Source organism: Paenibacillus melissococcoides (assembly GCA_944800085.1).
GTDB lineage: Bacteria > Bacillota > Bacilli > Paenibacillales > Paenibacillaceae > Paenibacillus_B > Paenibacillus_B melissococcoides.
This window is the reverse complement of record CALYLO010000001.1, coordinates 1,458,950-1,485,205: the sequence shown is the minus strand read 5'-3', so window position 1 is coordinate 1,485,205 and position 26,256 is coordinate 1,458,950. Positions and strand designations below refer to the sequence as shown.

The following is a 26,256-nucleotide window of genomic DNA, read 5'->3' as shown; positions in this document are numbered from 1 at the left end:
GCTAACCTCCTGATTACCGTGTGGCCGGCCGCCGATATGCGAAACCTCGCCGCGCTGTGGAAACATTGCGGCGAGGCAGCATACCTGCTATATCGTACGGCTTCTTTTCACCCTATTGTATTTTGCTGCGGATATCCTAATGACTTATTCCTTGACGGAACCGACCACGATTCCGGACACGAAGTACTTCTGCAAGAACGGATAAATCAAAAGCAATGGCAGCGTAGATATGACGATTTTGGCGGAATTTAGCGCCCGGTCTGAAATTTTGGCATATTCGGCCAATTTCGCCGGGTCCGTGATGTTCTGCACTTCCACGCTAAGCTGCTGAATATAAGTCTGCAGCGGATAGTTCGAAGTCTTGTTGATATACACCAACGCGCTGAAATAATCATTCCAGTGGCCGACGATCGTAAACAGCATCACCGTCGCCAGCGTAGGCAAGACGACCGGCAAATAGACCGAGAATAAGATTTTCCACTGCGACGCTCCATCCATCTTGGCCGCTTCCTCCAGCGACTTCGGAACCGCACGGAACGCGTTCATGAGCAGGATGACATTGCCGATGGGCACCGCCCCCGGCAAAATCAACGCCCAAATCGAGTCCAGCAGGCCGAGCTGCTTCACGACCATGAACGTCGGAATAAGTCCCCCGGAGAACAGCATCGCGAAAATCACGATATTCATGTACACTTTTTGTCCGCGGAATTGCTTCGAGCTTTTGGATAGCGGATAGGCCATCAGGATCATCAGCGCCATATTTACGCCTAGCCCCAGCACGACCCTTTCGACCGAGATCAGGAACGAACGCCAGAACTGCGAGTCTGACAGCAGCTTTTCATAGGAGCTCCATGTAAAATTCACCGGGAACAGGCCCACCAAATTAGCGGAAGCGGCTGCATTATCACTCAGTGAAATAGCTACCATGTTAAGTAACGGAAACAGGCAAGACAACGTAAGCGCCAGTAACAAGATCCAGATAATGACATCGGCGGCGCGGCTTTTCATCGTCTGAGCTATCATGGAAGACACCCCCTAGAAAATGCGATAATCTGTCAGCTTCTGTGTCAGTTTATTCGCGGATAAGATTAAGATAATGCCGACAATGGAACGCAAGAGACCGACTGCCGTTCCGAGACTGTATTGTCTTTCGACCAGACCTACCCGGTACACATAGGTGTCAATAATGTCGGCGGTCTCGTATACCAACGGATTATACAGATTAAAAATTTGGTCAAACCCGGCGTTCAACACATTCGGCAGGTTCAACGTCGTGACCAGCAGAATCGTAGGCATCAAGCCGGGCAGCGTGACATACCACAGCTTCTGGAACCGGTTCGCCCCGTCGATCGACGCCGCTTCATACTGTCCCGGATCAATCGAGGTCAGGGCGGCCAGATAGATGATCGAGCCATAGCCGAACTCTTTCCACACATCGGACAACACCAGCATCGGCCGGAACCATTCATTGCTCGCCATAAATAAAATCGGGTCTAGGCCAAACCATCCCAGAAATGCGTTGATCGGACCTTCATAGGAAAAGATGTTCATCACGACGGTGGCCAGTACGGCCCATGACAGGAAATTCGGCAAATACACGACCGTTTGCATGAACCGTTTGGCGATTTTCACTCGAATCTCATTCAGGAGCAAAGCAAACGTAATCGAAACGAAGGTCCCCACAATAATCTTCCATACCGCAATCACGATCGTATTGATAAAAATCTGCTTGCTGTCCGGAATTTGCAGCATGAATGTAAAATTATCCAAGCCCACCCAGCGCGAACCGCTGATCCCTTTGGCAGGAACATAATCTTGAAAAGCCATCACAATCCCGAACATCGGAATGAACGAGAAAATAATGAGAAAGATCATGCCTGCGGCCATCATCGAGTGGAACGCGATCTGATCGTTTTTATTCTTCATGAAGAACGCTCTCTTTCGCTTCAATTGGAGGCAATCGCTTCGTTCACTTCATCCGTAATGATATCGCCGCCGGTTTTCTTCCAATTCTCCACGAATTTATCGAAATCATCCGGCGTTTGCTCGCCCGTAATAATTTTCAGATACATTTCGAGCTCCATTTTCATTAAGGTCGGCCATTTCAAAGACATGGACCGTGTGCTGCCGAAGAAGATCGGATTGACTTCTTTGATGTTGGAGTTGTTGACCAGCTTCGCCGTCGTAATGCTCGATGTATATCCGGCCCATGCGTTGGCATCGACTGGATTCCCGTTTTTCACATCATCCAAATATTTTTTGTAAGACTTATAAGCCGCAATATCCAGATTGCTCGTTAATTTGCTGGCATCGCCTGTCTCCAACGCCTCTTCCATAATTCCAACATTGCGGTAGAAAGCATCGTAATAGTCAATGTTGACGGCGAGCGGAGATCCGCCTACATTATGCGCGCTGTAATCCTCGAATTCCTTGAGCACGGCTTCGTCCTTCTCTTGATAACGCTGATAATCGAATTGAACGCTCGCAATCTTAATGGCGGCTTCCGGATGGCTGAACCCTTTGCGGACCACCAGATAACTGCTGGTCGGTTTGCCGGTGAACATCGTGACCGAACCGTCCTCGGATTGCGGAGCGACATAAGATACCCATTCGGCATCCGGATTCAGCTTGAGCGAGTCCGCCACGGTCCAGCTTCCCCACCAGTTGTCCAGGAACGAGCCGCTTTTGCCGCTCGTCAGCAGCGCCTTGCGGTCATCCGATGTGCGGACGGCAAATTGGCGATCAATGAGCCCTTTTTTGTACATATCCGCGATTTTGGCCAGGGCGGGCTTCATTTCAGGCTGAATGGAACCGTATACGGCTTTTCCCGTGCCGTCATCGATCCACTGCTTCGGGAAGGCTCCGTATAAGGCAAATATGTTATTCACTTCATATTGCCCGCCCGAAATTCCGACAGGCTGTTCATTATCGATAACCAGTCCCACCGTATTTCCAGGTCCGTTGCCGCCGGGATCTTTTTCTACGAACTGGGCGATGATATGTTCAATATCTTCGATGGTTTTCGGTTCTTGCAGCCCCAATTTGTCCATCCAGTCCTTGCGCAGCCACAGGACGCCCGGACCGTGAGAGATTTCCGTGGTTGGGAGCGCCATCAGCTTGCCGTCGAACTTGGCCGTGTCCAGAACGCGGCCATCATAGGAAGCATAGATTTCCTTGATGCGCTCACTGGCTGTATTTTCATAGGCTGAGGTAAGGTCTTCGATCAGATCGTTCTCGTAAAGCTGCTCCAATGTTTCGTGATCCGGAACGACCATAATATCCGGAATCGCGCCGCTTACGATCGCCATCGACACTTTTTGCTGATAGTCTGTGCCGTCATTGGCCTCGAACGCAATCTCATTTTGGACATTCAGTTTCAAAACGCCGGCTTGCTTGAACATGGATATCCAACATGTCTTGCATGTCTCTAATTCTAATGCGTTGTCTTTACGGCCGTATATATGAATTAATTGTGCTTTACGCGAATTTTTTACGAAGTTTTATCATGAGCGCTCCTTCTATTTCATTCGTTTTGAAAAGGCTTATAATAAATGTTGATAACGCTTGAAAAGAGGATGCACATGCTAACCATTTTAATCGCAGATGATCAACAGGAAGAACGAGAAGGCATCGCTTTTCTTATCGAAGAGCTTCAATTTCCACTTCACGTGGAGTTTGCGGAAAACGGCAAAAAGGCGCTTGAATTTCTGCGCCGCCAGTCTGCCGATATATTATTTACCGATGTCAAGATGCCGCTGATGGACGGGCAGGCACTGCAGCTTCAACCGCAGATGAAGGTAATTTTATTCAGCGGCTTCGCGGAATTTGAATATGCGAAGACGGCCATCTCCCTTGGCGTATCCGACTACCTTCTCAAGCCCATCCATGTGGACGCCTTTGAAGAGACGATGCAAAAAGTCATCCAAGACATCACCAAACAAAAGCAAGAAGACGAAGCATCGAAAATGAGAAAAGCCTATGTCAAAAAACATGTGCTGTTCACTCTCGTCAACGGTGTTGGCGCCCCTTCTTCCTTGAAGGGACCTTCCCTGGATTTGCCAGCGGCTTATGATAGAATGCTGCTGTTGGAATTCGAAAAAAACTTCTTCGAGCATGCCGGGACCGAGTTCGAAGGCTATGTTCTGTCCCTGTTGGAGACGCCGGCTGACTATATCAATTTGAATGGCTATCAGAGCTTGCTGCTCTTTCCCGAAGCGAACTGTTCCTCGGGCTTGTCCTATCGTGACATGGCAAGCGGATTCACGAGAGCATTCTGACTAAGTTCAATTCGATCTGTTATGTCGACTTGAACGAGCGACCGACGGCTATGGAAGATCTGGCCGCCGGGCTTGACCAATTGGAGCAGTTGATGGAGTACCGCTTCTTCTCGCCGGACCGTTTTATTTTTGAAGAACAGGATAATCACCTTTATGCTTCCGAGGACACGGATCAATGTGACAGCGCCATCTTGGACAAGATTCGGGCGAATATCAAGAACCGGGATCTATTCGGCCTGAAGGCGAATACCGAAATCCTTTATCAGAAATACGCCAAGCAGGTTCAATTTTCGCAGCTCTATGTCAAATATCTGTTCTCGAATCTCTGCCAAGAAATCGTCACCCAGCTTATGGCGGATGTGTCGCAACTGGACCTGAACCACGGGATCGAGAAAATATATAGAGCCGAACATATCCGGGATATCCAAAAAATCATCAATGAGTACGTCTTGCGGCTGGAGGAAAAATATACAGATTCCGAAGCAGCTTGCAACCAGGACATTGCCTATATCACAAAATATATCGAAGAACATTATGCTGACGATCTGAGTCTGGATGGGCTCGCTGCCAAAGTCTACTTATCGCCCCATTACCTCAGCTCCATGTTCAAGAAGAATATGGGCTGCGGGTTGAACAAATACATAAAAAACGTGCGCATGCAGAAGGCGAAGGAATTATTAACGAGCACACATCTCAAGGTGTCCGATATATCGAGCGCCGTGGGATATCGGGATGTGTCGTATTTTTGCCAAAACTATAGAGACTTTTACGGGCGCACTCCCGAAAAATACCGGCAATTCATGGCTGCGGGAGAAAGAGCATGAGAAAATGGCAGGCGCTGAAAGCACGCATTCGCGACATGAAATTCCAAACCAAAATCAAGCTTGCCTTTCTCCTGCTCAGCTTGATTCCCGTCATTGTGTTGGGAGGGTTTTGTTTTTTTGAGACCCGATCGCTATTGTTGGCGCAGGCTGAAGCGGATCTGAAGGCGAATCTGGAGCAAAGCGTGCAAGCGGTGAACAATCAATTGAATACATACAATAAGATCATTACCTTTTTGAGCTTCAATCAAGCCATCATCAATGCGGCCAATCATACGTATGACAGCGCTTATACGATGTATGATCAGCTCAAAAACGTCATTGATCAAAATTTCTACACCGCCCAGTATTTGAATCCGGATCTCAAACGAATCACGCTTTATACGGGAACGAATCTGCCGAAGCATGGAAGCACGGTCATCCCTATCGCGGAGGCCGCCAATGCTTCCTGGTATCCGCAAGTGATGACCACGACGGAAAACCTGTGGTTTTTCGATGGAACGAAGATGTTCAGCGTCGGGCGTATTTTCAACACCAAACAAAGAAATCCGAAAGATAATATTTTGTATACCGAAGTAGACCATGCTTCCTTGTTCCAGTCCTTCGAGTCCCTGCAGGCCAATGGAGCCCAGATTCTCGTGACGGACGCAGGCGGAGATGCGGTCTATTCCTCGGAAAAGCGGGATGGCCATACCGAGATTCCAGCCTTCAATCAAGCAGGGCATGAGCTGCTATGGAGCGAGAAGGAATACACCGTCTTGCAATCGCATCCTTCCGATCTCGGGGTGGAATGTGTATTTATATAAGCCGACGAACCTGATCACGGCTTCCGCGTGGCTCATTATTGTGACCATCGTGCTGATTATGATCGCCTGTATCATTGCCGTTGCCGTGGCCGGCACTTTTTTTGCCAGAAGAATGATGTCCCGCATCGATCATTTGCATCAAAATATGAATCTCGTCGGAAAAGGCGTGCTTGAGGTACGGTCACAAGCGACTCGAAAGATGAAATCGGAGACTTAATCAAAGGGTTTGGCCATATGGTAGAAGAGACCAAGACGCTTATTCATAAGGTGTATGTGGAGGAAATCGCGCGCAAAGAGTATGAAATGAAGGCGCTCCAGGCGCAGATCAATCCCCATTTTCTGTACAACTCCCTCTCTCTTATCAATTGGAGGGCGATTCGGCTTCGGGCCCCGGAGATTAGCGAGATGGCTCAGCTGCTGTCTACCTTTTATCGGACCACCCTGAATAAGGGCGACAATATGATTCGGGTCTCGGACGAGATTCTCAATGTGCAATCCTACCTGCGCATTCAGCTCATCATGCACAGCAACAGCTTCGAAGTGGAATATCAGATCGAGGATGAGATTCTGTCCTGCCGCATGCCTAACTTAATGCTGCAGCCTCTGATTGAAAATGCCATTCTTCACGGCATTGAGAACCGGGAAGAAGGCGGCGGGAAAATTGGCGTGACGGGAAGACGGGAACAGGACTGCATCGTGTTCGAAGTCCGGGACAATGGAGCGGGCATTCCGCCGGAGCGGCTTCCCCTGCTGCTGCAAACGCAGTCCAAAGGGTATGGCCTCAAAAACGTAAACGACCGCGCAAAGCTCATGTACGGGCCAGAGTATGGCTTAACGATAGACAGCGCCGTTCAGTTCGGAACTACAGTAACGCTGAGAATTCCTGCGGATTAGTAGTTCGTCAAACTCATAAGAACCCACCTGGGCGCCAACCTGAGGGTGGGTTCTTACTTTTCAGATAAAAAACTTGTCCACGAAAACTTGTACGGGTGTAGCTTCCAAGCGCTCTTGATTTTCGCAAAGCTCCAGAATGTCCGCCACTTGCTGTGCGGGGAAACGCGTCTCCAAATTGTTTTTAAATTTCTTTTCCAGCAACGGGATGCCTTCCGCTCTTCTGCGGCGGTGGCCGATCGGATATTCAACGGCCACGTTATCCGTCTTGGATCCGTCCTTGAACATCACTTGAACGGCATTGGCAATGGAGCGCTTCTCCGGATCGAGATAATCCTTGGAATATTGCGGATTTTCCACTACCGTCATCTTCTCCCGCAGGGCATCGATACGCGGATCTTTTGCCGTGGAATCTTCATAATGATCCGCCGTCAGCTCACCGAAAATAAGCCCGATTGCCGTCATGTACTGCAGGCAATGATCGCGGTCCGCCGGGTTGTACAGCGGTCCTTTTTTATCGATGATGCGGATCGCCGATTCGTGCGTGGTGATCGCAATATGGTCGATGTCGTCCAGCCGATCCTTGACGTCCGGATGCAGCTGAATCGCGCATTCCACGGCCGTTTGCGCATGGAATTCCGCGGGGAACGAAATCTTGAACAGCACGTTCTCCATGACATACGATCTGTAAGGACGCTGGAACTTGAACTCGTTGCCTTTAAAGAGAACATCGTAGAAGCCCCAGGTTTTCGCCGTTAAGGCAGAGGGATAGCCCATTTCGCCCTTCAGCGACATCATGGCCAGACGCACCGCACGACTTGTCGCATCGCCTGCGGCCCACGATTTGCGAGAGCCCGTATTAGGCGCATGACGGTACGTGCGAAGGGATTGTCCGTCGATCCATGCGTTGGACACCGCATTCATGATCTGCTCCTCGGTTCCGCCGAGCAGCTTCGTAACAACGGCGGTCGAAGCCACTTTGACGAGCAGGACATGGTCCAGTCCTGCGCGGTTGAAGCTGTTTTCCAGTGCGATCACGCCTTGAATTTCATGCGCTTGAATCATGCCCGTCAATACGTCCCGCATCAACAGCGGAGCTTTTCCCTCCGCAACGTTCTTCCGGCTTACATAATCGGCAACGGCCAGAATGCCGCCCAGATTGTCCGAAGGGTGGCCCCATTCCGCAGCCAGCCACGTATCGTTGTAATCCAGCCAACGAATCATGGCACCGATGTTAAATGCGGCTGTAACGGGATCCAACTGGTAGGAAGTACCCGGCACCTTGGCACCGTTCGGCACGACCGTTCCCGGCACAATCGGTCCGAGCAGCTTCGCGCACTCCGGGTAACGAAGCGCCAGCATGCCGCAGCCGAGCGTATCGATTAAGCAGTAGCGGGCGGTTCGGTACGCTTCTTCGCTATCAATCGTCTGGCCTACATAAGCGGCGATATCCTTAATCACTTGATCCGGCTCAGGTCTTACATTGCTGCTATGTGACGACACAATGCATTCCTCCTAACGAGTACTTATGCTCTCGATTCCATCGGCAGCCACGGCTGCGGTTCTGGACCGATATATTCCGCGTTGGGGCGAATCAACTTGTTGCTCGCTCTTTGCTCGATGATGTGAGCGGACCACCCGCTCGTGCGGGATATCACGAATACGGGCGTGAACATCGCCGTCGGGATGCCCATCAGGTGGTAAGCCGAAGCGCTGTAGAAGTCCAGGTTCGGAAACAGCTTCTTCTCCTCCCGCATCACCGCTTCAATGCGTTCGGAGATGCGATAAAGATTCATGTTCCCTGCATGCTCCGACAGTTTGCGCGACCAGACCTTAATGACATCGGAGCGCGGATCAGAGACGGAATAGACCCGGTGCCCGAACCCCATGATCCGTTTTTTCTCCTGCAGCATCCGGCGCAGGCCCGCTTCGGCCTCGTCCGGCGTGTGGAACTGTTGGATCAGTTCCATAGCCGCCTCGTTCGCGCCGCCGTGCAGCGGACCGCGCAGCGTGCCGATGCCTGAAGTAATCGCCGAATACATATCCGACAAAGTAGAAGCCGCGGTGCGGGAGGCAAAGGTCGAAGCGTTGTATTCATGCTCCGCATACAGAATCAAAGAAACGTCCATCGCCCGCTCATGCAGCGGTTCCGGCTTCTTGCCGTGCAGCAAATGCAGAAAATGTCCGGCGATGCTGCTGTCGTCCGTTTCCGTCTCAATTCTAGTGCCGGTCTGGGCATAATGATACCAATACAGCAGCATCGAGCCGAAGCTGGCCATCAAGCGGTCGGCAATATCGCTTTGGCTGCGTCCGGTACCCTCAGGCTCCATGGTGCCGAGAACCGAGCACCCCGTGCGCAGTACGTCCATCGGGTGCGATCCGGCTGGCAGCTGTTCCAGCACCCTCTTCAGACCAGCCGGAAGTCCGCGCAGGCGCTGCAGCTTCGAGCAATAAGCGGCCAGTTCACTGGAAGAAGGCAATGTTCCATAAATGAGCAGATAGGCCGTTTCCTCGAAGGTCGCATGCTCGGCCAGATCGTAGATGGAATACCCCCGATAATTCAGGCCCTTACCCTCTTTCCCCACGGTAGCAATCGCCGTTTGGCCGGCGATAATTCCGGCTAATCCGCCTTGTTTTTTTGCCGTTGTCATTTACTGTCCCTCCTTGCCGGCAGCGAACAATTCATCCAGCTTTTTTTCGTACTCGTGGTACTTCAAAAATTCATACAACTCGTTGCGTGTTTGCATCATATCGATGACGCTTTTCTGCGTTCCTTCGCGGCGGATCGTCTGGTACACCTGTAAAGCCGCGGCATTCATAGCGCGGAAAGCGGACAGAGGATAGAGCACGAGGCTGACGCCGGCGGCTCCAAGCTCCTCCGCGGACAGCATCGGCGTTTGGCCGAATTCCGTAATATTCGCCAGAATCGGCACGTTCACGGCTTCGGCGAATTTCCGGTACTGCCACACTTCGGTAACCGCCTCGGCAAAAATCATGTCCGCCCCCGCTTCCACATAGGCAGCCGCCCGTTCGAGCGCAGCATCGAGCCCTTCGGAAGCCAGAGCGTCCGTACGCGCCATAACGACGAAGGAGCCATCCGTCTTGGCATCGACAGCCGTCTTAATCCGATCGGCCATTTCGTCCTTACTCACAAGCGCTTTGTTCGGCCGGTGCCCGCATCGTTTGGCCATCACTTGATCCTCGATATGCACGCCCGCCGCCCCGGCTCTGGTCATTTCCCGGATAGTTCTGGCAATATTAAAGGCGCTTCCGAATCCTGTGTCGGCATCAACCAGAAGCGGCAGGTCGACCGCCGAAGTGATGCGGCGGACATCCTCCGTCACATCGTTCAGTGTCGTCATGCCCAGATCCGGCAAGCCGAATGAAGCGTTGGCCACACCGGCCCCGGACAAATAAATCGCACGGAAGCCTGCGGACTTGGCCAGCATAGCGGCATAGGCGTGAATCGTGCCGGCCACCTGCAGCGGACGCTCTTCCTCAACAGCTTGACGCAATCGTAAGCCTGGAGAATCTAAACGGGTCATACTTGCCACCTCCCTTTCCTTTTCTATCTTCTTTCCTCTTTCAACCAAGCTTGGACAGCCCTTGCGGCGCAAGATGAAGAGCGGAGCATTAGCCCGCCTTCAGCCTTTCTCATCACCGACCAGTGCATGGGCGAACGCCTTACCTCTACTGTTATGCAAATGAAGAGAAAAAAAGAAATCAGGGGGACAAATCACCCGGCGCACTTTTAATCTTCACGACTTGATGCGCTGCTTCGTCAGGGCTAACAACATCATGCTGTACGATGTGGGCGAAGGAATCTGTCATCAATTGATGATTGACAACTATCATGTTCGTGCTCGGACAATTTTTTCTGGAGGCCGCTTCTCACTCCCGCTCCTGCGTGTCATCGGAGCTTTCGACATAGGCGACAGTTGTGATTCTGCATGTGGTGGGTTATAACGGTATTGAGGAAGACATGAAACATGTATTATTGCATTGAGTTTACCGGGGAGGCACTGGTTTCTTTTATCTATGACAGCCGGATTACCGTCGCCGATATGGCTACTGAAATGGGCGCCAAGACAGCTCTGGTCTCGACCAAAGGACTCCAACCGGCCGCAGCTTCGAGCAGTTCGAGCCCGATGCCGAAGCGGAGAATAGCGATGTCGAAGTGGTAGAGGAAGCGCAAATTGGCCGCGTCCTGGCGGATCTGGACCGGCAACGGGGAGTGGCGGGGTAACTCGCGTTTTTTTCGACTCCTCTCTGGTTAGCGCTAGACTTCTTAGGCTGCTCATGTTCCTGACGCACAAGCGCTCACGATACAGACGGTGATTACGGGAATGTTCTCGGCAAGACCAGGTTGCACGCTCGTGATGTTCACTTCTTCCAATTGTAATATCATACCATTAAAGGAACCGAGTGAGGCAAACGGCTAACCACTGGCTTGGATGGGTCTATCGCTTGTAAGTTGCAAAAACATAAGAACCCACCTGGGCACTAACTTTAGGGTGGGTTCTTGCAACTTAATATCGGGCCTTCGCTACCAAGAACAACAGATATGATGTTATCGAAATAAGGTTGTTCAAAGTCTTTCATAAAGCGAGGCAATATGTAACAACCTTCAATAATCATGTTTTGATTATTTTCAATACTCGTCATGATCATCCCTTTGATGATCGGCCATAATTGCTCGCCAATTACTTCAACACTGTCCTCCGGCGTAAACCCACAGTTGCTGTTCCCTCTGTACAACCCCATTTTGAGGTGGTCGATCGAAAAATAAGGAATCTTATATTTTTCAAGCAATTTTTGCGACATGAATGTTTTCCCTGTACAGCTATTGCCGCTTATTAATATAATCATTTCTTTCTCCTTTGCAATCTAAGCTGCTATGTACCTACAGCATATCAAATGGCTGTCATTCCAAGAAGCAAAAGAATTAGCTTTACCCGGAATGAAAGTTCTTGAATTTATTGAAAAGGAATCCAGAAATCATTGGAGAAACCGCCACGGCAACCGCGGCAAGAAGCTTTGAACTGACTTTGATTTTATGTATTTCTGTACAATGACTGCACTTAATTGATCTATAAGCGTAGAGCAGCGATTTCATAATTTGTTTGTATGCAAACCCCTCTCCACAGTTTAAGCATCTCTGCATTCTTTTTGTCCCCCAGCAATCAAATGATTTAGATCCCGCATCCTACCCAATTACCAAAATTCTATACAAGTTTCACCTATTTAGGAGAATCCTTCTTTCCTTTTTGGTCTGTACAGTGGCCACAATGATTAATGATTATCGAGTTCCTTTCCGCATTTGGAACAAAACTTATAGGAATTATCCATGATTTTATTTCCGCAATAAGGACAATAGTTAACTTCACTCGATTCATTCGCGTTCATATCTTGCCTTCTATTCATCATGTTCTCCAGCGGATCAGGTTCTGATTGCTCGTCAGTAATATCGAATAAAGACATTCGATTTGTCCCCGTAGCATTTTTAAAATGATAGATTCCTTGAATGACCGCTATTCCAACAAAGACAATGCCAAAAAGAACAAAAAAAATCGGAGCCCCCATATTGGCAGCGGCGAATGTCCATATGACTCCAAATACTCCAACCGCGATACTTCCAATTGCCTCCATTGCAGAAGGGCCACGACCTCGCATTCTTGGTGGATTTATTGATACAAAGAACAACGAAAAGATCTGTTGCATTCAGATCATACTCTTCCAACATACGTATCGATGCACATGTTCGTCCAGGGTGGAAATCCGGAAATATGCGGATATTACAAAGCTTCGTAAAAACAAACGGCAGATTGTGCTGAAGAACAAAACAAAAGGATGGACATTCAAAAAGATAACGAGGTACACGGGGCCAGCCGCTACGGCAGAATGGATTATGGAGGCACCTTTTGTCAACGGACAAATAGCCCGACTAGCCAATTATCGCAAGGTGCTGTTTCAGAAATGCCGTGTAAATGATAAAAATGCTTTACTAAAACCGAATAACGGGGGGATTATGATTCAAAGAAAACGGGCCGTCTCCACGCCGTCACTTCCCAACAAAACGAGAAACGGCTTCGTCGTCGCATACGGTTCCAAAATGCCATCGCCTTCGAAATCTAGCAGTCGCAGCTCTTAACATCAAAAGATATGATATTGCCGCTCAAATTCCCTCAGGCAGCAATCAAGCTGCCTGAGCGGTTTTTGTTCGAAGCCCGGTTCCTCGGAGCGTCCTTCCATGGATGACGCCAGGCATTGGCTTGTAACCTCACTCTGCCGTTAATAGGTCCCCGCAGAAGTGAAGCTGCCCTTCCCCTTGAGATAGCAATCGAAAAACTCCAGTATGATTCGGTTCATCGTATCAATACAGTAGTGGGCATCAATCTCTGCCCTGCCGCCCTGCAGCATATTGGCAAGCATCGGTGAAAAGAGTGCCAGATCGGTAAGACTCATATGCTTGGCGCCTTGAAAATGAACGGTATAAACTTCTGTGCTATGTTCATCAATTGCTTTGTTCGCCGCATACGTCGAATTGCTATTGAGCTGCACCCAGACACTATCAGAATATATATTAAGAAGCGGGGTCGTGTAAGGCTGGCCGCTTGCCGCAAAGTCGTCGGTCTCTCGATTGTAGACGAGCTCGCTAAACAGCGGGGCGTCAATATTTACAACGGCGCCGATATCATCCCGCTCCCTGCCGAGCGACACACTCGCTGCACCGCCCATGGAGTGGCCGAATACACCTATTTTTTCGGTATTCACCAATTGATACACGTTCTCACTGCCAGTTTTGGCTTTTTCCAGAATCGTATCGATCACAAAGTTCATATCATCCGTACGCAGCTTCATCCATTTTTGAATGAGCCTGTAGGTTTCCTCAACCGTGTACACGCCCTTGTTGACATTGTTGACTTCCTGCATATATTCCGAATTGACGAGTGCGACTGTTCCGTCGGCCGATGCCGTATAAAAAGAATGATAAGGATGATCAATCGAACACACCACATAGCCGTGGCTTGCAAGCTCCGTATAGGTAGAGGCGTTGCTTCCTTTGATACCGAATGCCCCATGCGAGAATACCACAAGCGGGTAGGTTCCGTGTGCATTGTCGGGATACCAAAACTCAACATTTACGACTCTGTTTTCTCCCGTGCCGGTAAACTGTTCCATGCGGTTTTTGTCCATATAGGTGTAAGATACGCTTGCGACTTCATACTCCCCCGTAACTTGGGGCAATGGATACTGCGGGAATACGAGGGCGGGAGTTACAGCTATTACGACAAGCACAAGCATAACGACAGCATTTCTGACAATGCGGCCGCATCTGTATTGTTGCCGCTCCTCCTTGCTGCGTATCAGCGTTCTCACTCCAAGCACCGCCCAGACAAGCAGCAGCAGGCCAATCCCCACCCAGCGGAAGCTCCACTCCATGACCGAAGCCAGCGTAAACATAACGAATACGGCAAACGCGCCGATTCTCATCACGCCTCTGACTTTGTTCTGATTCGACTTTGTCCAAATGCAATATACAGCAAATGCGGCCTCAAAAACGGCTGCAATAACCAACAGAAGGATCCCCATAATCCAAGCCCCCTTTGTTTATCTAGTGCAGGATCAGCATACACAACCCTGTGCGCAGCGTAAATATGCATTGCGGTATGCTGCATGATAAGCAAGGTAAGCTGTAAAAAAAACGGGGTAAGCTGCTGCTTCCCCGCCTTACTGTTCATCTGCTTTTTTAAGCTTCATTAGTTGCTCATTGATTTCCCTGGCGACTTGGCGGTCATTGTTCCATCCAAGCAAACAGACCAGCATGTATATGATGGCAACTTGTAATGCAAGTATCGTTGCTCCGGCTGCTCCCGTAACCCAGCCCATTGTATTCGTGAAAATAAGCAGCACGGCTTCCACGATAATAAAATGAATCAAGATTCGCATACGCATTCCCTTTTCACTGATTGTGGAGGGAAAATAGAAGATAAGACTTGGCAAAACGCCCACTAATGCACACATCATGATTGCGTATATATGACGGAGACCGAGTGAGAACTCCGAAGCATCCAGGGCGTTCATCACGGCATATAGGTGATTAAACAGAGTGACACAAATCACAATGCCTGCAAAAATAAGCAAGTAATCTCTTGCCAGTCTTTTTACCATCTCTGAAAAATTCATTTTCATCCCTCCCTATAGTCCAAGCATCGTTTTGAGAATCGGTACATATTGACGTGACACCATAACCGTTTCCCCATTATCCATTCTTGCCTCGAACCTTCCGCTCAGTGACGGTTTGATGTACGAAATTTTGGCGATATTGATGATGCTGGATTTCGATGCGCGGAAAAATTTCCGTCCCTCACATAACTGTTCGAGCTCGTATAGCTTCTGTTTCGATTCAAACACTTTATCCCTGCAATACATAAACACCTTGTTATCCACCGATTCAAAATAGTACACATCGCTAAGTGTGATTTGGTGAATCGCATCTTCATGAAAGCCCATTAGCATCTTAGTTTTTACTTTGATCCGGCGCACAAGGCTCAAAATTTCCTCATTGACCTCATGACATCGTATGATGATTTCTTCTTCCTCTAGGATATTGATTTCTTCGATTGATATTTTCATCTCTTTTTATACACCGCCTGGTTATGTACTTCGACTATCCATTCATATCCCTTTCTATTAGGTTATGTCAAGCCGAGAAGATCTTTTCCGCAATAAAAACGACCCTGACTTCAACATCAGGGTCTATTTACTCCAACCTATATACTTTCCTGCTTTATTGCATCAATAATGTTCTCCTTTTTTACTTTGGCGCTGGAGTAGAGCATCGCTGAACTAACAATGACAAATACGGCAGCGATAACATACATCACACTCATCCAGGGAAATACAAATCCATAGTTAAATTTGCTCGTCATCGCTCTGTAGATCAAGTACATCACGGCGAAGCTGCTAGGAAGCCCGTAACACAGCGACTTGATTCCATAAAAGATGCTTTCATAGTTCATCATTTTGTTAAAGCCCTTTGGAGTGATTCCAACCGATTTCAGCATCGCAAATTCCCGCTTGCGCAGAGAGATGCCCGTGGAGATCGTGTTAAAAATATTCGCAATCGAAATTAATGAAATTAATGCGATAAAGCCGTAAGAAAAAACGGACATTAACAGAATCTTCTGTTCGTTCTGTTTTCGATATTGATACGTATTGTGAATATCCAAATTGGTTTCTTTCATATCTTCAATTTGCTGCTGCGTTTTCATCGGATCCGGGCTTTTCAGGTAGAGGCAGGTGTGACCCTCATCCTTCCCCTTATCGTTCATCAACTGATCCATGACTCGCTCTGAGACGATAATATTTAACCCGCCTAACCCTTCTGTAATCATCCCCATTATGGAATTGATGAACCACAAGGTCATCCCAATCCCGACAAGACCGCATATCATTCCCGTGGGAATACTGATCAAGCCAATGATGACACCTTCAAAAAACACGGAATTTCTCTTCTGCCTCTTCGTAGCCCCTACGCTCGCAAGTATCCCTAAATGACGGGAACGCTCCGAGACGGAAATCGCAAACGCGTTATAGATTAACGAAACCGAACCGATCATAATGACTGCCATAATAATGGCTGATAATGAAAACAGCGTGTTTTGCGCAGCTTCGCTTTTGGCCACGCCATAATAGTGAAGCAATTCGTGATTATATTGGACGGATTCGATGTTGTTGTTCTTTGCCAAATTTTCCGCATGAGCGAACAGGGAATGATTGACTTTCTGCAAGACTACCGCCGCATTAACTCGATCATTTGCCCCCAGCAGGTTCTCATCCACATAGCTAATCGCCGTATATCCCGGCGCCCACGTCGGTTCCCAGGCAGGGCGCTTGATGATGCCGACAATCGTGTACTCCCTTGTCGTGACATTTTTTAAGGTCTCGGTCACATTGTCATTTTCCACTCGCAATGCTTCCGATTGATTCAGCGGCTTATCCCTGCCCTCACTGAACCGTTCGCCAACCTGGAGAGCGAGCCGATCGCCGATCTCGCAGTTGCATATAAAGTACTTCATTTTTTCTTAACCTTTGTCATCATTACAAAGTAACTATTTTTCTTTACTTAAGCCAATGCATTAACCTGCTTCACGAATTCTCTCATCAACTGCGGCAAGTCGTTCCATGCATGGCCGGATATCAGGTTGCGATCGACATGGAACCGGGTCTGAACATACTTCGCCCCTGCCGCTTCCACTTCCGGACGGCAAGCGAAGTAGGCTGTCATCTCCCGCCCTTTGATCTCTTCGGCGATCACGGTCAGTGCCACGCTGGCATGGCACAGGATCATGACCGGTTTATCCTTTTGGAAGAAATGGCGGACAATCCGCGGGAAATCCTTATGCAGGCGAATATGCTCTGGTGCCCGACCGCCCGGGATGATCAGGGCGTCATACTGCTCGGGATCGATCTGCTCGAACGAAGCGTGGGCTTCCAACTGGTAGCCCCGCTTTTCGGTGAAGGTCTGCCAGTCTTCAAAATCGTGGACGACGGTATGCAGCACTTTCGTATCCGTCGGCGAAGCGATGGTCGCTTCGAATCCTTCCTCCAGGCAACGATAATAGGGATAGTATGCTTCCAATGCTTCGACCGCATCGCCGGTCAGAATCAGCACTTTTTTAGACATTGTCGCGTCACTCCTTTACAATATAAGAAGAATGATGTTCAATCAACGCCATTATAGCCCGTATCGCGTAGTGCGGAAAGAATGCACTTTTTTGTACGATGGTTACGAAAAAGGTACTATTGACTTAGAATCACAAAGAGGTGAAGGTTACCCGATGTCCGACATTCGAAAAGAAATCAAGGAAAAGCTTAATAACGGGCATAAATCTTCGGCCCCTCCTGGACTGCTGTCTGCGGAATATCGCATTCCCGGTACTTTCTCATGCCATATGCGCGAATACGTCTCGATTGGAGAGATCCAGCTCCATCTCCACAAGATCCAAGCCCGGAGCAAAGCCGTCCGGGACAACCCGTTCCGCCGTGAACCTGAATCGTTCGAAAAAAGGGCGGCTGTATTGCGACGTCTCGATCGTCACCATAGAATATTGCGGCTCCGCCGCGATTCTCCGCAATCGCTCGGCCAGAAGCTTTCGGCCGAACCCGCAGCGGTGAAGGTCGCGGCGGACCATTCCCCAGCAGAGAACAGCCATTAACCAGATGAAAGAGGATCCTCTGGTGGATATCCTTATACCGAGTTCGAACCACCCTTCGCCCCTATAGCAATGTGAGCATTTTTCCCTTTGACGCTGTAAAATCGCTCATTTTTACAATTGAACTTATTAGATATTCCATCTCGGGACGTGTAACCTCTTCATGGATACTAATCCTTATGCTACTAGATGCAATGTCAGAATCATGAGTTGCAGCCATTAATATACGGCTTATCTTGTCGCCCTTAGACGCACAAGCGGATTGTGAAGATGCAATAATACCTTGCTTCGCGAGAATACTAATGGTTACAGCCGATGGTATTCCAGGAAATGAGAAGTTCAAAATATGCGGTGCGCACTTAGAAGCTTGAGGACTATTAATAACGATATTACGAATCGTTGAAAGCTTTGATCGCAATAATAAATGAAGACTGGCCAACTGTCTTTTTCTCTCTTCCATCTTCAAAACCGCGATTTTAATTGCTTCTGCCAAAGCGGCAATGCTGGGTACATTAAGCGTGCCTGACCGCAATCCAAACTCTTGATTTCCCCCATAAAATAGAGGCACTATATCTACATTTTTCTTGATGATTAAAGCGCCGATTCCCTTTGGACCTCCGATTTTATGGCCTGATAATGTATATAAGTCTATATCGTCTACATGTAAGTCTGCCTTTCCCAACCCTTGGACACCATCAACATGAAAATAAATATCTTCACGCTTATTTTTTAACACCGTTCCGATTTCATGAACGGGTTGTATTGCTCCGGTTTCATTATTAACATGCATAATGCTAATGAGTACAGTATGATCTTTGATTGCTCTCTCGATATCCGACACATCGACGATCCCATTGGAGTCAACCGGAATATAGGTGACCTCGATGCCTTCTTGTTCTAACTGTTGGCAGCAGTTGTAAACGGACGGGTGTTCGATGTGAGATGTAATGACGTGTACAGGCTTCGATGTCTTTTGTTGCATGGCCCGGCAAACTCCAAATAGCGCCAGATTGTTGCTTTCTGTAGCTCCTGATGTAAAAATAACCTCCTCCATATTCACGTTTAATAAATCCGCTATTTTTTGCCTGCAATCTTCGACAAGTTGACTTGCTTTCAGTCCCGTCTCATGAACGGAGGATGGATTAGCAAATACATTCCTGGAAGTCTCAAATAGCACTTGACTCACTCTGGGATGGAGCGGAGCAGACGCGCAATAATCAAAATATATTTTTTCCATACTTCTACCTCCATCTTCGTAGTCATCATCGCGTAACGGAAGCACGCGCACAGTCAAATTGCTGTTGCCGCGGTATGATAACCGGAGGATTGTTTTTCGAACATCTCCGCGTAACATCCTCCCTCGATCATTAATTCCTGATGAGTCCCGGACTCTGCGATCATACCGTTTTCCAGCACAAAGATACGATCTGCCAAGCGGCAACCGCTAAGCCGGTGAGAAATAAAAATGGCGATTTTATCTTCTGTAATGGTCATCATTTTCTCAAAGATATGCGCTTCGGCTATAGGGTCTAACGCAGAAGTCGGTTCATCCAAGATGACGATCTGCGACTCTCTCAAAAATGCGCGGCTAATCGCGATTCTTTGCCATTGTCCGCCAGATATATCTTGTCCTCCTATAAATACGGGCCCTAATTCTGTGTCATACTTATTAGGGAGTTGATCAATTACGGACTCAATATCCGCTTTGGAAGTTGCTTCATTCAGCATGGCGTCATCATTCATTTTATTCAGGTTGCCGAAACCTACATTTTCTCTTACTGTTAAGTTGTAGCGGACAAAATCTTGGAAAATGGCCGTCATATTTTCGTATAATGAGGTTCTATCCAAGTCGTTAATATCAATGCCATCAAAAAAAATAGTACCGTCGGGGACGGGGTATAGACCGAGTAAACACTTTATCAAGGTGCTTTTTCCAGCCCCATTGTATCCAACGATGGCAACCTTCTCATTGGGCCGTATTTTACAACTAATATTGTTCAATGTCGGATGATCATGCCCCGGATAATAGAACGACAAATTTCTAATCTCAATTCCAATCGACAGTTTTTCCGGGAATTTTTGTCCGCTATTGATTCCTTCTTCTTCAGGCAGATCAAGAAATGAGTACAGTTTTTTTGCAAAGAGAGAATCCTCATACATTTTAGAAAAATTATTTGCTATCGTTTTGATCATTCCATATGATGTTGAGATCGCTATTGTTAAGGCAACATACTCCCCTAGACTCAATTTTCCTGTGGAAGAGATATGAATCAGTATGGCAGATGCGACTAATATGGATAGCACTCCTATGCTATCAAAGCTGAAACCCATTATCCCGGCCTTTTTCTCTAAATTGTACTTTTCATTCGCTTGCTTCCAATAGATGGATACCCACTTCTCTAAAAGGTATTTGTTTGTTTGATACAGTTTAATTTCTTTTATCGAATCTCTTCCTTTGAATAGCTGTGTGATATAAGATGCTTTTCGGGAGTTTGGAGATTGTAACAGCATTTGCCCATACCTTTGTTCGCTGACTCTAATATTTAAAATAATATTGGGAACAGCAAGGACAATGACGGATAGAGGCAAAATCCAGCTATACTGAAACAAAGTTATCATGTAGCCTATAATTGTAATCGAATACATACAGATCGTACTGAATGACATAATTATCTGGAGCCCCCTATCTCCCGCGCCATTCGTTTGGGCCAAAAGATCATAGGAATGAGGAAGCTCGTAATGAATCAGAGACAACTTCTCCGTCTTCTCCAGCACTAATTTTTCGAAAAAGAAACTAATTTTAAAATTCATTTTTTTTTGCAGCAACTGTTCAAACAATAACATGGTAGCTGCCACAATACTAATGCCCCCCTCGATGGCTAGCCATGCAATCACTATCAATAACGGCGTATTCCCTTCAATTAACTGCTGAATCGTATTGATTAATTTCGTGGTTACAAAAACTTGCAAAAGAGGAATAGCGGACTGAATAAGCACTATAAAGATGAGCATTGCCATTAGACCCGGAAATACCTTTATCGTGACAGGTATGATTCGACGAAGCATAAAAAGAACAGTATCTGCTTTTTTTTCTTTTATTATAGTCATTGGGACATTTAATCCTCTGCAACAGTTTTTTTAAAAATTTGCTCCAAATTGTTTCTGACAGCTTATATATAAAGGATATATGAAAATCTCTTTGTTTTCCGAGCATAACTGTATCTTGTAGTTCCCCTCCATATTCGCCAAAAACCGAATACTCATCGAGAAATCAATTCCAGGCGTCATAAGGGAATCCCGTATATTTGACATGAGGCTTTTTTCTGTGATCAGCATCACTTCATCTTCTGGATTCATCACCGTAATCCAAATGCCAATCTCACTCACACCGGAGAACAATAACTTCCCCCATACATCAACAAGCGCAATAGACGGCAAAACATCTACTTCTAATGAATTCAGGACATTATCAATGCTATGAGACTTACGCTCGTAATCAAAATGAACCTTTTGAGCTGCCAAAATGACTCCCTCTACAGCAGGCTGTCTCATTCCGGATCACCAGCTTCAGTTGATGCTAGCGGCTTCAATAGACTCCAGCTTTGGAGCAATCGCATAAGTTCGGCTTCATTTTGAACATTATGAGCTCCAATAACGACTGAATTCGAATCCAATAAATAAATATAAGGTGTTAAATAGGGCTTGCTGAACATATTGCCTTTTAGGCCACAGAGGCTGACGGCACAGATTCAGCAGCAGTCTGAAAATCGGCAAAAAGAGAACGCGCAGCTTGCGTTCGAGATTCATAACAAGCAGTTGCAGAGCAATGACCGTTTCGCTTGTCTCTCGAAGGCGTGCTCGAATACGCCCCAGTCCGTAGGAGCGTTTGCCTTCTCCGAATTTTCCTTCGATCGCGTTACGCGTTGAAGCATCCTGTCTGGCCTGGTTCCGATCGGGTTCCGCTTCTTTCTTCGGACGTCCTAAGTTTGGACCACTCAGACGGATGCCGTGCTCCTTACAATAGCGAAGGTTCTCCCGGTTTCGGTAGATTTGGTCGGCTAGAATGGCTTCCGGATAACATCCATATCGCTGGACGAACGACTCCACGGAAGCTTTCAGTGTCATGCTTTCGTTGAAGTTATCCCAGGACAGCTTCTCCATTCGAGCGTAACCGTCCACCAGACTGATCGCCAGCTTTGCCCCAAACTCGACGGGAGCATTCACTTTCCCGCGGACAATCGGCCGTACATGCGGTTGGGAAAGACTGACGATTCGATCTTCCACCGAGTGTGTCCGTTTGTCGTACATCTCTTGCTGTTGACGATACAGCTCGGAAATGACGAGCAATTGCCGATACTGCTGCGAACCCAGTTGATTCAAGCTGCTTTTCGCTGCCAGCATTTCGATGATGCCAAGATTACGCGAAACATAACGAAGCTGTTTGCCAACCGCTTTCCGGATGGATTTGGCACCCGTTCGCCGTTTCTTGGCGATCTCGAGGTAGCATTTGCGGGCGGTTTGACGATACGTTCTCGGTTTCTTGGCCTTCCCGACGAAAGGCTCGTGCAGAACATCGATGATCGCTTCGAGTTTTTCCCGCGCCTCGTTCAATAATTTCAAATCGGTCGGATACGAGATGTCGGCCGGTGCGCAGGTCGCGTCGAGCATCAAGGTGCCTTTGTTGCATGGTTTCTCTTTGCTTTTGCCGTCTTCATTAACGGATGTTCCATCAGAGCCATGGCCGCTGCCTGGAGGATCTTGAGGATCGCTCTTGTTTTGTTCCTGCTTCTTTCGCTCTGCGTCCTCTTCCAAAATCCAATCGTTGATTCGTTCAATGACATCCGCACCCAATCGCTTGCGGAAATGGGTCAACAGCGAGTGATGGAACGGAGGCTTATCTTGGAACGCCGGCAGCCCAAGGAAGTACTGGTAGTACGGATTTTCGGTGATCTGCTGGACCGTCTCTCGATCATCGAGCTGCATACGTTCCTGAATGTACAGCGCTCCCAAAGCCATACGAACAGACAAGGGGATCTGGCCGCGCATTGATTTCTTGAACGACTTCGCGTAGAATTCTTCTGCCCGCCACCACGGGATGATAGCGGCCAGTTGAACCCAACGGTTCTCCTTATTTAATTTACCGCCAAACGGCAAGTAGAAATCTTCGAACAACTGAAGCTGGCTTTCGGTTCTACGATACATGTTGGTTCACTCCACGTGCACGATTTTTTGCAAGAAATTCGCATTTTCCTTGCATTTTATTTCGAGTTAGAGTCCAGAAATCCTTGTAAAACCTTTGAAAAATGATTGTTCAGCAAGCCCTAAATAGATGCGGTATTTCATCGTAAAATCTTCTTTTGTACAGGAAATAAGCTTAAACTTATAACCGAAGTGCGCTGCTATTTCCAGATTTTCTTCATGACTAGCGTCTGTAAATAGAATAAATTCTCCTGAAAAAACTTCACTCAGTTTTTTCAAGTGCGGCAATAAATCGACGCAATCTAAACAATGCAGAGAGATAAAACAAAACAAAGAGCGCTCCTCACCACCCAGAACAATAGGTTCAGACGGAAAAAGATCGCCAACGGAATAGTTCTTCATGAATTCATCACTATCTCCCGCTTTTGCTCTGAAAATTCTATCCAGTTTGCTTTGCATGCTATCTCCTCCTTCCAAATGATAAGATTTATTTTTATTTCAAAATTAAATTTTTTACAGGATAAATAATTTTCTCAAACCATTCCAGATTGTCAAATGGATAAGACCCCACAATTTGACCGTGAGCATTCAAACTCAATCCCCAAGGCACGCCCTGGAAATAAGTTCTTATTTTTTCTTCTGAAGCAATAAAGACATTCATTTTGTCTTCGAAAAGCTCTTTTACTTGTAGGAAACTTTCATTATCCGTATCTATCAACATAATCATATTTACATTCGGCGTCTTATTCACGAACTCATATACTACCTCCAAAGCTTCCCGGCAAGGAGAACAAGTTGTGGAGAGGACGACAACAATAAGATAGTCCGTAATATATTCGTAGACATTCATCTTGTCGTCCACGCAAAACGAAGGCAGATAATCACCAAGACCCGGAATATTGCGATGCTCGCTTTTCAGGAATTTATGATGAGTTTGCGTTTTTATGATCTCCCTCATTTTATCCCCCATTAATTAGACGGGTATAATAGCCAGGCCGCAACAACCTAAGCTATTATACCCCATTTTTGTTACTTATTAATTCTGCTTTCAGTTAACAACATCTGATCTTTTCCGTGTGGGAATAAACATCTTGAATCTTTCCTGAGCTGTTTTGACAACGAAGGTACACATGACGCTGATAAGTACGCTGACTACTGAAAAGCGAACACTTTTTACCGTCACAGTATTCTGCACCATAGGAATTCCCAGTACCCCAGTAACCTGAAGGACATTGAGCCATTTTTTCACCTCCTTTCTTATTGCTAGACCCAATATAACACATGTAGATCCATTAATAAATAATTCTGGATATATTGCATATTTCAGGGTATCTACTGCACGTTCGTGTAAGGTTTTATTCCTTTTTTAATGCTTTTTCTTTATGCAAGAGTGTTTTTTCTACAGTTGATAGAAGGACAAGTTGCTATATAGTAATATATTGGTATAATGTAATTATAAGGGTATTAAATAAACATTCATGAACTCTCGTTCGCAAACCTAGCATGAAAATAGCGAGGGTTTAGTGGTCGGACCTATTTCCCATACTGCTACTACATGACGCGAAACACGTTCTTTTTAATGGTGGTGTAACCCCGACAAATAAACTGTTGAGGATGAGTTCTGTGTACAAACCTGTGCTGGCTCTGTATGCCCAATCAGAGAACCGCGAACAGAAAAATGCTCAAGCTCGAATTCATCCGCCGTCATGCATTTCAGTTATGGAGGGAAGCCAAGATGGAAGTATTGCTTGAACGCTGTGCTGGAATGGACGTTCACCAAGAGACAATCGTCGTTTGTGTGATGACCACAGATGCTGCGGGGGAGGCCCACAGCGAGATCCGAACCTTTGGAACGATGACCAAACATCTTTTCGAACTGCTTAAGTACCTGGAGTCCCAAGGCGTTACACACATCGCAATGGAGAGCACGGGAATCTATTGGAAACCTGTCTACAACATCCTTGAAGGCTACTTCACCGTCGTACTGGCGAATGCGCAGCGCATTAAGAATGTTCCTGGCCGCAAGACGGATGTTTGTGATGCCGAATGGATCGCGAAGCTGCTTCGAGTCGGTCTAATTGAGCCCAGCTTTGTGCCATCCGAGGACTTAAGGGAGCTACGGGACCTCTGCCGACTTCGAAAAAAACGAATCGGCTCCCTAACAGCGGAGAAAAACCGAATCCAGAAGTATCTTGAAGCAGGTAACGTCAAGCTAGGCAGTGTCATCTCAGACGTATTCGGTGTATCCGGGCGCAGTTTGTTGCAACGCTTAATCGAAAAAGGTTACGTTGACGCGGAAGATGTTGAAGCGAGCGTCAAGGGTTCGATCAAGAACAAAAAAAGTGAAGTTACTGACTCTCTTTTTGGCACGATGACCCCGCATCAAATTCGATTGATTAAAGATTGTTGGGAGCATATCGAATACTTAGAGAAGTCCATTGCTCGGTTGGAAGCCGAAATTAACGATCACTTGGAGCCCTATCGGACGGAGTACGAACTGCTTCAGACCATTCCAGGTGTTAGCGAACGAACAGCTGCAGCACTCCTTGCAGAAATCGGGGCCGATATGGAGCAATTTCCATCCGCAGATCACCTTGCCTCTTGGGCTGGCGTAGCACCCGGCAACCACGAGAGTGCAGGCAAAAAAAAAGTACAAAAAGCGTAAAAGGCAATCCTCATGCAAAAGTGACACTATGCGAAGCGTCTTGGGCAATCGCTCGCTCACGAAACACGGTCTTGGCAACAAAGTTCTGGAAGATTGCTTCACGACGAGGAAAGAAAAAAGCTTGCATTGCCATTTCACGTAAGATACTTATCATTGCTTACCACATGCTGAAGAACAAACAAATTTACATCGAAGGTGGACCACAAGCACCACTCATGCAGATCAACTAACCTTACAGCATTGACGAAACATAGCGATTTTAAACAAGGCCCCTTCAAAGAAGGTGGACCGGGCATCTTATGGTCATTTCTCAGAAAACTGCAGCTTTTTAAAGACGATAATCGTTCATGAGTGCGTTTGGATTTTCACAGAAAAAAT

Annotated in this window: 27 protein-coding genes and 2 pseudogenes; 8 read left to right on the top strand and 21 right to left on the bottom strand. The window is 47.3% G+C overall.

From position 1 onward, the window contains the following. Positions 1-144: 144 nt before the first annotated feature. Genes OCY70_RS06915 through OCY70_RS06905 form a run of 3 tightly spaced genes read right to left on the bottom strand, consistent with a single transcriptional unit; the run spans position 145 to position 3,380 of the window. Positions 145-1,023: a carbohydrate ABC transporter permease gene (locus OCY70_RS06915; RefSeq protein WP_213426941.1), complete on the bottom strand. Its 879-nt coding sequence runs from the start codon at positions 1,021-1,023 to the stop codon at positions 145-147. A 12-nt stretch (positions 1,024-1,035) separates the two neighbouring features. Then, the gene (locus tag OCY70_RS06910; protein ID WP_213426942.1) at positions 1,036-1,926 is read right to left on the bottom strand and encodes an ABC transporter permease; all 891 of its coding nucleotides are present in this window, start codon (positions 1,924-1,926) and stop codon (positions 1,036-1,038) included. 20 nt (positions 1,927-1,946) lie between these two features. Then, a complete protein-coding gene (locus OCY70_RS06905) occupies positions 1,947-3,380 on the bottom strand; it encodes an extracellular solute-binding protein (protein ID WP_213426943.1) in 1,434 nt (477 codons plus the stop codon). A 201-nt stretch (positions 3,381-3,581) separates the two neighbouring features. Between OCY70_RS06905 and OCY70_RS06900 the strand changes: the two genes are divergently transcribed. The 5 genes from OCY70_RS06900 to OCY70_RS06880 are packed head-to-tail and all read left to right on the top strand — an operon-like array spanning position 3,582 to position 6,798. After that, positions 3,582-4,277, top strand: a complete 696-nt coding sequence (locus OCY70_RS06900; RefSeq protein WP_213426944.1) for a response regulator — start codon at positions 3,582-3,584, stop codon at positions 4,275-4,277. A gap of 50 nt (positions 4,278-4,327) precedes the next feature. Continuing rightward, positions 4,328-5,101, top strand: coding sequence for an AraC family transcriptional regulator (locus tag OCY70_RS06895; protein WP_213426945.1), 774 nt, complete (start codon positions 4,328-4,330; stop codon positions 5,099-5,101). Continuing rightward, positions 5,098-5,904, top strand: a complete 807-nt coding sequence (locus OCY70_RS06890) for a hypothetical protein (protein WP_213426946.1) — start codon at positions 5,098-5,100, stop codon at positions 5,902-5,904. The genes OCY70_RS06895 and OCY70_RS06890 overlap by 4 nt, the downstream gene beginning before the upstream one ends. Continuing rightward, positions 5,891-6,121: a hypothetical protein gene (locus OCY70_RS06885; protein ID WP_213426947.1), complete on the top strand. Its 231-nt coding sequence runs from the start codon at positions 5,891-5,893 to the stop codon at positions 6,119-6,121. The genes OCY70_RS06890 and OCY70_RS06885 overlap by 14 nt, the downstream gene beginning before the upstream one ends. A 17-nt stretch (positions 6,122-6,138) precedes the next feature. After that, the gene (locus OCY70_RS06880; RefSeq protein WP_213426948.1) at positions 6,139-6,798 is read left to right on the top strand and encodes a sensor histidine kinase; all 660 of its coding nucleotides are present in this window, start codon (positions 6,139-6,141) and stop codon (positions 6,796-6,798) included. Positions 6,799-6,858: 60 nt separating this feature from the next. Here the strand turns inward: OCY70_RS06880 and OCY70_RS06875 are convergent, their stop codons facing one another. Genes OCY70_RS06875 through prpB form a run of 3 tightly spaced genes read right to left on the bottom strand, consistent with a single transcriptional unit; the run spans position 6,859 to position 10,340 of the window. Then, positions 6,859-8,298 (bottom strand): bifunctional 2-methylcitrate dehydratase/aconitate hydratase, encoded by a 1,440-nt coding sequence (locus tag OCY70_RS06875; RefSeq protein ID WP_213426949.1) that lies wholly within the window; start codon positions 8,296-8,298, stop codon positions 6,859-6,861. Between the two features lie 23 nt (positions 8,299-8,321). Next, complete coding sequence (prpC, locus tag OCY70_RS06870; RefSeq protein WP_213426950.1) at positions 8,322-9,446, bottom strand: bifunctional 2-methylcitrate synthase/citrate synthase; 1,125 nt, start codon at positions 9,444-9,446, stop codon at positions 8,322-8,324. Further along, on the bottom strand, positions 9,447-10,340 hold the full coding sequence (gene prpB, locus OCY70_RS06865) for a methylisocitrate lyase (RefSeq protein ID WP_213426951.1): 894 nt from the start codon (positions 10,338-10,340) through the stop codon (positions 9,447-9,449). Positions 10,341-10,784: 444 nt separating this feature from the next. On the opposite strand from prpB, the gene OCY70_RS06860 reads away from it, so the two are divergent. Further along, positions 10,785-10,979: an aconitase family protein gene (locus OCY70_RS06860; RefSeq protein ID WP_213426952.1), complete on the top strand. Its 195-nt coding sequence runs from the start codon at positions 10,785-10,787 to the stop codon at positions 10,977-10,979. 325 nt (positions 10,980-11,304) lie between these two features. Here the strand turns inward: OCY70_RS06860 and OCY70_RS06855 are convergent, their stop codons facing one another. From OCY70_RS06855 to OCY70_RS06850, 3 genes are all read right to left on the bottom strand, one after another. After that, a complete protein-coding gene (locus OCY70_RS06855; protein ID WP_249724652.1) occupies positions 11,305-11,664 on the bottom strand; it encodes a hypothetical protein in 360 nt (119 codons plus the stop codon). A gap of 82 nt (positions 11,665-11,746) precedes the next feature. Continuing rightward, on the bottom strand, positions 11,747-11,959 hold the full coding sequence (locus tag OCY70_RS36005) for a TIGR04104 family putative zinc finger protein (protein WP_213426953.1): 213 nt from the start codon (positions 11,957-11,959) through the stop codon (positions 11,747-11,749). Positions 11,960-12,087: 128 nt separating this feature from the next. Further along, the gene (locus OCY70_RS06850) at positions 12,088-12,516 is read right to left on the bottom strand and encodes a zinc ribbon domain-containing protein (protein ID WP_249724653.1); all 429 of its coding nucleotides are present in this window, start codon (positions 12,514-12,516) and stop codon (positions 12,088-12,090) included. Between OCY70_RS06850 and OCY70_RS36000 the strand changes: the two genes are divergently transcribed. After that, positions 12,401-12,946 carry a G1 family glutamic endopeptidase gene (locus OCY70_RS36000; RefSeq protein ID WP_213426955.1) on the top strand — a complete coding sequence of 182 codons (546 nt, stop codon included), beginning with the start codon at positions 12,401-12,403 and terminating at the stop codon, positions 12,944-12,946. The two genes, OCY70_RS06850 and OCY70_RS36000, sit on opposite strands and share 116 nt — an antisense overlap. A gap of 140 nt (positions 12,947-13,086) precedes the next feature. On the opposite strand, the gene OCY70_RS06840 is transcribed toward OCY70_RS36000, so the two are convergent. The 12 genes and pseudogenes from OCY70_RS06840 to OCY70_RS06785 form a co-directional block, all read right to left on the bottom strand. Further along, positions 13,087-14,388 carry an alpha/beta hydrolase family protein gene (locus OCY70_RS06840; RefSeq protein WP_213426956.1) on the bottom strand — a complete coding sequence of 434 codons (1,302 nt, stop codon included), beginning with the start codon at positions 14,386-14,388 and terminating at the stop codon, positions 13,087-13,089. Positions 14,389-14,526: 138 nt separating this feature from the next. After that, positions 14,527-14,982 (bottom strand): DUF3021 family protein, encoded by a 456-nt coding sequence (locus OCY70_RS06835; RefSeq protein WP_213426957.1) that lies wholly within the window; start codon positions 14,980-14,982, stop codon positions 14,527-14,529. Positions 14,983-14,994: 12 nt separating this feature from the next. Further along, entirely contained in the window at positions 14,995-15,432 is a 438-nt protein-coding gene (locus tag OCY70_RS06830) for a LytTR family DNA-binding domain-containing protein (RefSeq protein ID WP_213426958.1), read from the bottom strand. Positions 15,433-15,569: 137 nt separating this feature from the next. After that, positions 15,570-16,859 (bottom strand): annotated as a pseudogene (locus tag OCY70_RS06825) (ABC transporter permease); the annotation flags it as partial. A gap of 65 nt (positions 16,860-16,924) precedes the next feature. Beyond that, a complete protein-coding gene (locus OCY70_RS06820; RefSeq protein ID WP_213431285.1) occupies positions 16,925-17,485 on the bottom strand; it encodes a DJ-1/PfpI family protein in 561 nt (186 codons plus the stop codon). Between the two features lie 259 nt (positions 17,486-17,744). Further along, positions 17,745-17,993: a GNAT family N-acetyltransferase gene (locus OCY70_RS06815; RefSeq protein WP_249725664.1), complete on the bottom strand. Its 249-nt coding sequence runs from the start codon at positions 17,991-17,993 to the stop codon at positions 17,745-17,747. Between the two features lie 85 nt (positions 17,994-18,078). Beyond that, positions 18,079-19,251, bottom strand: coding sequence for a cysteine desulfurase family protein (locus OCY70_RS06810; protein WP_213431284.1), 1,173 nt, complete (start codon positions 19,249-19,251; stop codon positions 18,079-18,081). A 53-nt stretch (positions 19,252-19,304) separates the two neighbouring features. Further along, positions 19,305-21,122 carry an ABC transporter ATP-binding protein gene (locus tag OCY70_RS06805; protein WP_213431283.1) on the bottom strand — a complete coding sequence of 606 codons (1,818 nt, stop codon included), beginning with the start codon at positions 21,120-21,122 and terminating at the stop codon, positions 19,305-19,307. A 30-nt stretch (positions 21,123-21,152) separates the two neighbouring features. Further along, positions 21,153-21,536 carry a hypothetical protein gene (locus tag OCY70_RS06800; protein WP_213431282.1) on the bottom strand — a complete coding sequence of 128 codons (384 nt, stop codon included), beginning with the start codon at positions 21,534-21,536 and terminating at the stop codon, positions 21,153-21,155. 117 nt (positions 21,537-21,653) lie between these two features. After that, positions 21,654-23,216, bottom strand: a complete 1,563-nt coding sequence (locus OCY70_RS06795) for an IS5 family transposase (RefSeq protein WP_261944687.1) — start codon at positions 23,214-23,216, stop codon at positions 21,654-21,656. Between the two features lie 66 nt (positions 23,217-23,282). Beyond that, a complete protein-coding gene (locus tag OCY70_RS06790; protein WP_213431494.1) occupies positions 23,283-23,672 on the bottom strand; it encodes a hypothetical protein in 390 nt (129 codons plus the stop codon). A gap of 34 nt (positions 23,673-23,706) precedes the next feature. Beyond that, on the bottom strand, positions 23,707-24,171 hold the full coding sequence (locus OCY70_RS06785; RefSeq protein ID WP_213431495.1) for a hypothetical protein: 465 nt from the start codon (positions 24,169-24,171) through the stop codon (positions 23,707-23,709). A 777-nt stretch (positions 24,172-24,948) separates the two neighbouring features. Here OCY70_RS06785 and OCY70_RS06780 point away from each other — a divergent pair. Beyond that, positions 24,949-26,108 (top strand): annotated as a pseudogene (locus OCY70_RS06780) (IS110 family transposase). Positions 26,109-26,256: the final 148 nt, after the last annotated feature.

What these genes read in the sequence shown, in the direction of transcription:
- OCY70_RS06890 (WP_213426946.1), top strand. Translation starts at nt 5,098, where the DNA reads ATGAGAAAATGGCAGGCGCTGAAAGCACGCATTCGCGACATGAAATTC.
- OCY70_RS06830 (WP_213426958.1), bottom strand. Translation starts at nt 15,432, where the DNA reads ATGAAAATATCAATCGAAGAAATCAATATCCTAGAGGAAGAAGAAATC.
- OCY70_RS06820 (WP_213431285.1), bottom strand. Translation starts at nt 17,485, where the DNA reads ATGTCTAAAAAAGTGCTGATTCTGACCGGCGATGCGGTCGAAGCATTG.
- OCY70_RS06815 (WP_249725664.1), bottom strand. Translation starts at nt 17,993, where the DNA reads ATGGTCCGCCGCGACCTTCACCGCTGCGGGTTCGGCCGAAAGCTTCTG.
- OCY70_RS06895 (WP_213426945.1), top strand. Translation starts at nt 4,328, where the DNA reads ATGGAAGATCTGGCCGCCGGGCTTGACCAATTGGAGCAGTTGATGGAG.
- OCY70_RS36000 (WP_213426955.1), top strand. Translation starts at nt 12,401, where the DNA reads ATGACTCCAAATACTCCAACCGCGATACTTCCAATTGCCTCCATTGCA.
- OCY70_RS06860 (WP_213426952.1), top strand. Translation starts at nt 10,785, where the DNA reads ATGTATTATTGCATTGAGTTTACCGGGGAGGCACTGGTTTCTTTTATC.
- OCY70_RS06880 (WP_213426948.1), top strand. Translation starts at nt 6,139, where the DNA reads ATGGTAGAAGAGACCAAGACGCTTATTCATAAGGTGTATGTGGAGGAA.
- OCY70_RS06840 (WP_213426956.1), bottom strand. Translation starts at nt 14,388, where the DNA reads ATGGGGATCCTTCTGTTGGTTATTGCAGCCGTTTTTGAGGCCGCATTT.
- prpB (WP_213426951.1), bottom strand. Translation starts at nt 10,340, where the DNA reads ATGACCCGTTTAGATTCTCCAGGCTTACGATTGCGTCAAGCTGTTGAG.
- OCY70_RS06810 (WP_213431284.1), bottom strand. Translation starts at nt 19,251, where the DNA reads ATGGAAAAAATATATTTTGATTATTGCGCGTCTGCTCCGCTCCATCCC.
- OCY70_RS06855 (WP_249724652.1), bottom strand. Translation starts at nt 11,664, where the DNA reads ATGATTATATTAATAAGCGGCAATAGCTGTACAGGGAAAACATTCATG.
- OCY70_RS06900 (WP_213426944.1), top strand. Translation starts at nt 3,582, where the DNA reads ATGCTAACCATTTTAATCGCAGATGATCAACAGGAAGAACGAGAAGGC.
- prpC (WP_213426950.1), bottom strand. Translation starts at nt 9,446, where the DNA reads ATGACAACGGCAAAAAAACAAGGCGGATTAGCCGGAATTATCGCCGGC.
- OCY70_RS06785 (WP_213431495.1), bottom strand. Translation starts at nt 24,171, where the DNA reads ATGAGGGAGATCATAAAAACGCAAACTCATCATAAATTCCTGAAAAGC.
- OCY70_RS06795 (WP_261944687.1), bottom strand. Translation starts at nt 23,216, where the DNA reads ATGTATCGTAGAACCGAAAGCCAGCTTCAGTTGTTCGAAGATTTCTAC.
- OCY70_RS06915 (WP_213426941.1), bottom strand. Translation starts at nt 1,023, where the DNA reads ATGATAGCTCAGACGATGAAAAGCCGCGCCGCCGATGTCATTATCTGG.
- OCY70_RS06910 (WP_213426942.1), bottom strand. Translation starts at nt 1,926, where the DNA reads ATGAAGAATAAAAACGATCAGATCGCGTTCCACTCGATGATGGCCGCA.
- OCY70_RS06835 (WP_213426957.1), bottom strand. Translation starts at nt 14,982, where the DNA reads ATGAATTTTTCAGAGATGGTAAAAAGACTGGCAAGAGATTACTTGCTT.
- OCY70_RS06850 (WP_249724653.1), bottom strand. Translation starts at nt 12,516, where the DNA reads ATGCAACAGATCTTTTCGTTGTTCTTTGTATCAATAAATCCACCAAGA.
- OCY70_RS06790 (WP_213431494.1), bottom strand. Translation starts at nt 23,672, where the DNA reads ATGCAAAGCAAACTGGATAGAATTTTCAGAGCAAAAGCGGGAGATAGT.
- OCY70_RS36005 (WP_213426953.1), bottom strand. Translation starts at nt 11,959, where the DNA reads ATGCAGAGATGCTTAAACTGTGGAGAGGGGTTTGCATACAAACAAATT.
- OCY70_RS06805 (WP_213431283.1), bottom strand. Translation starts at nt 21,122, where the DNA reads ATGACTATAATAAAAGAAAAAAAAGCAGATACTGTTCTTTTTATGCTT.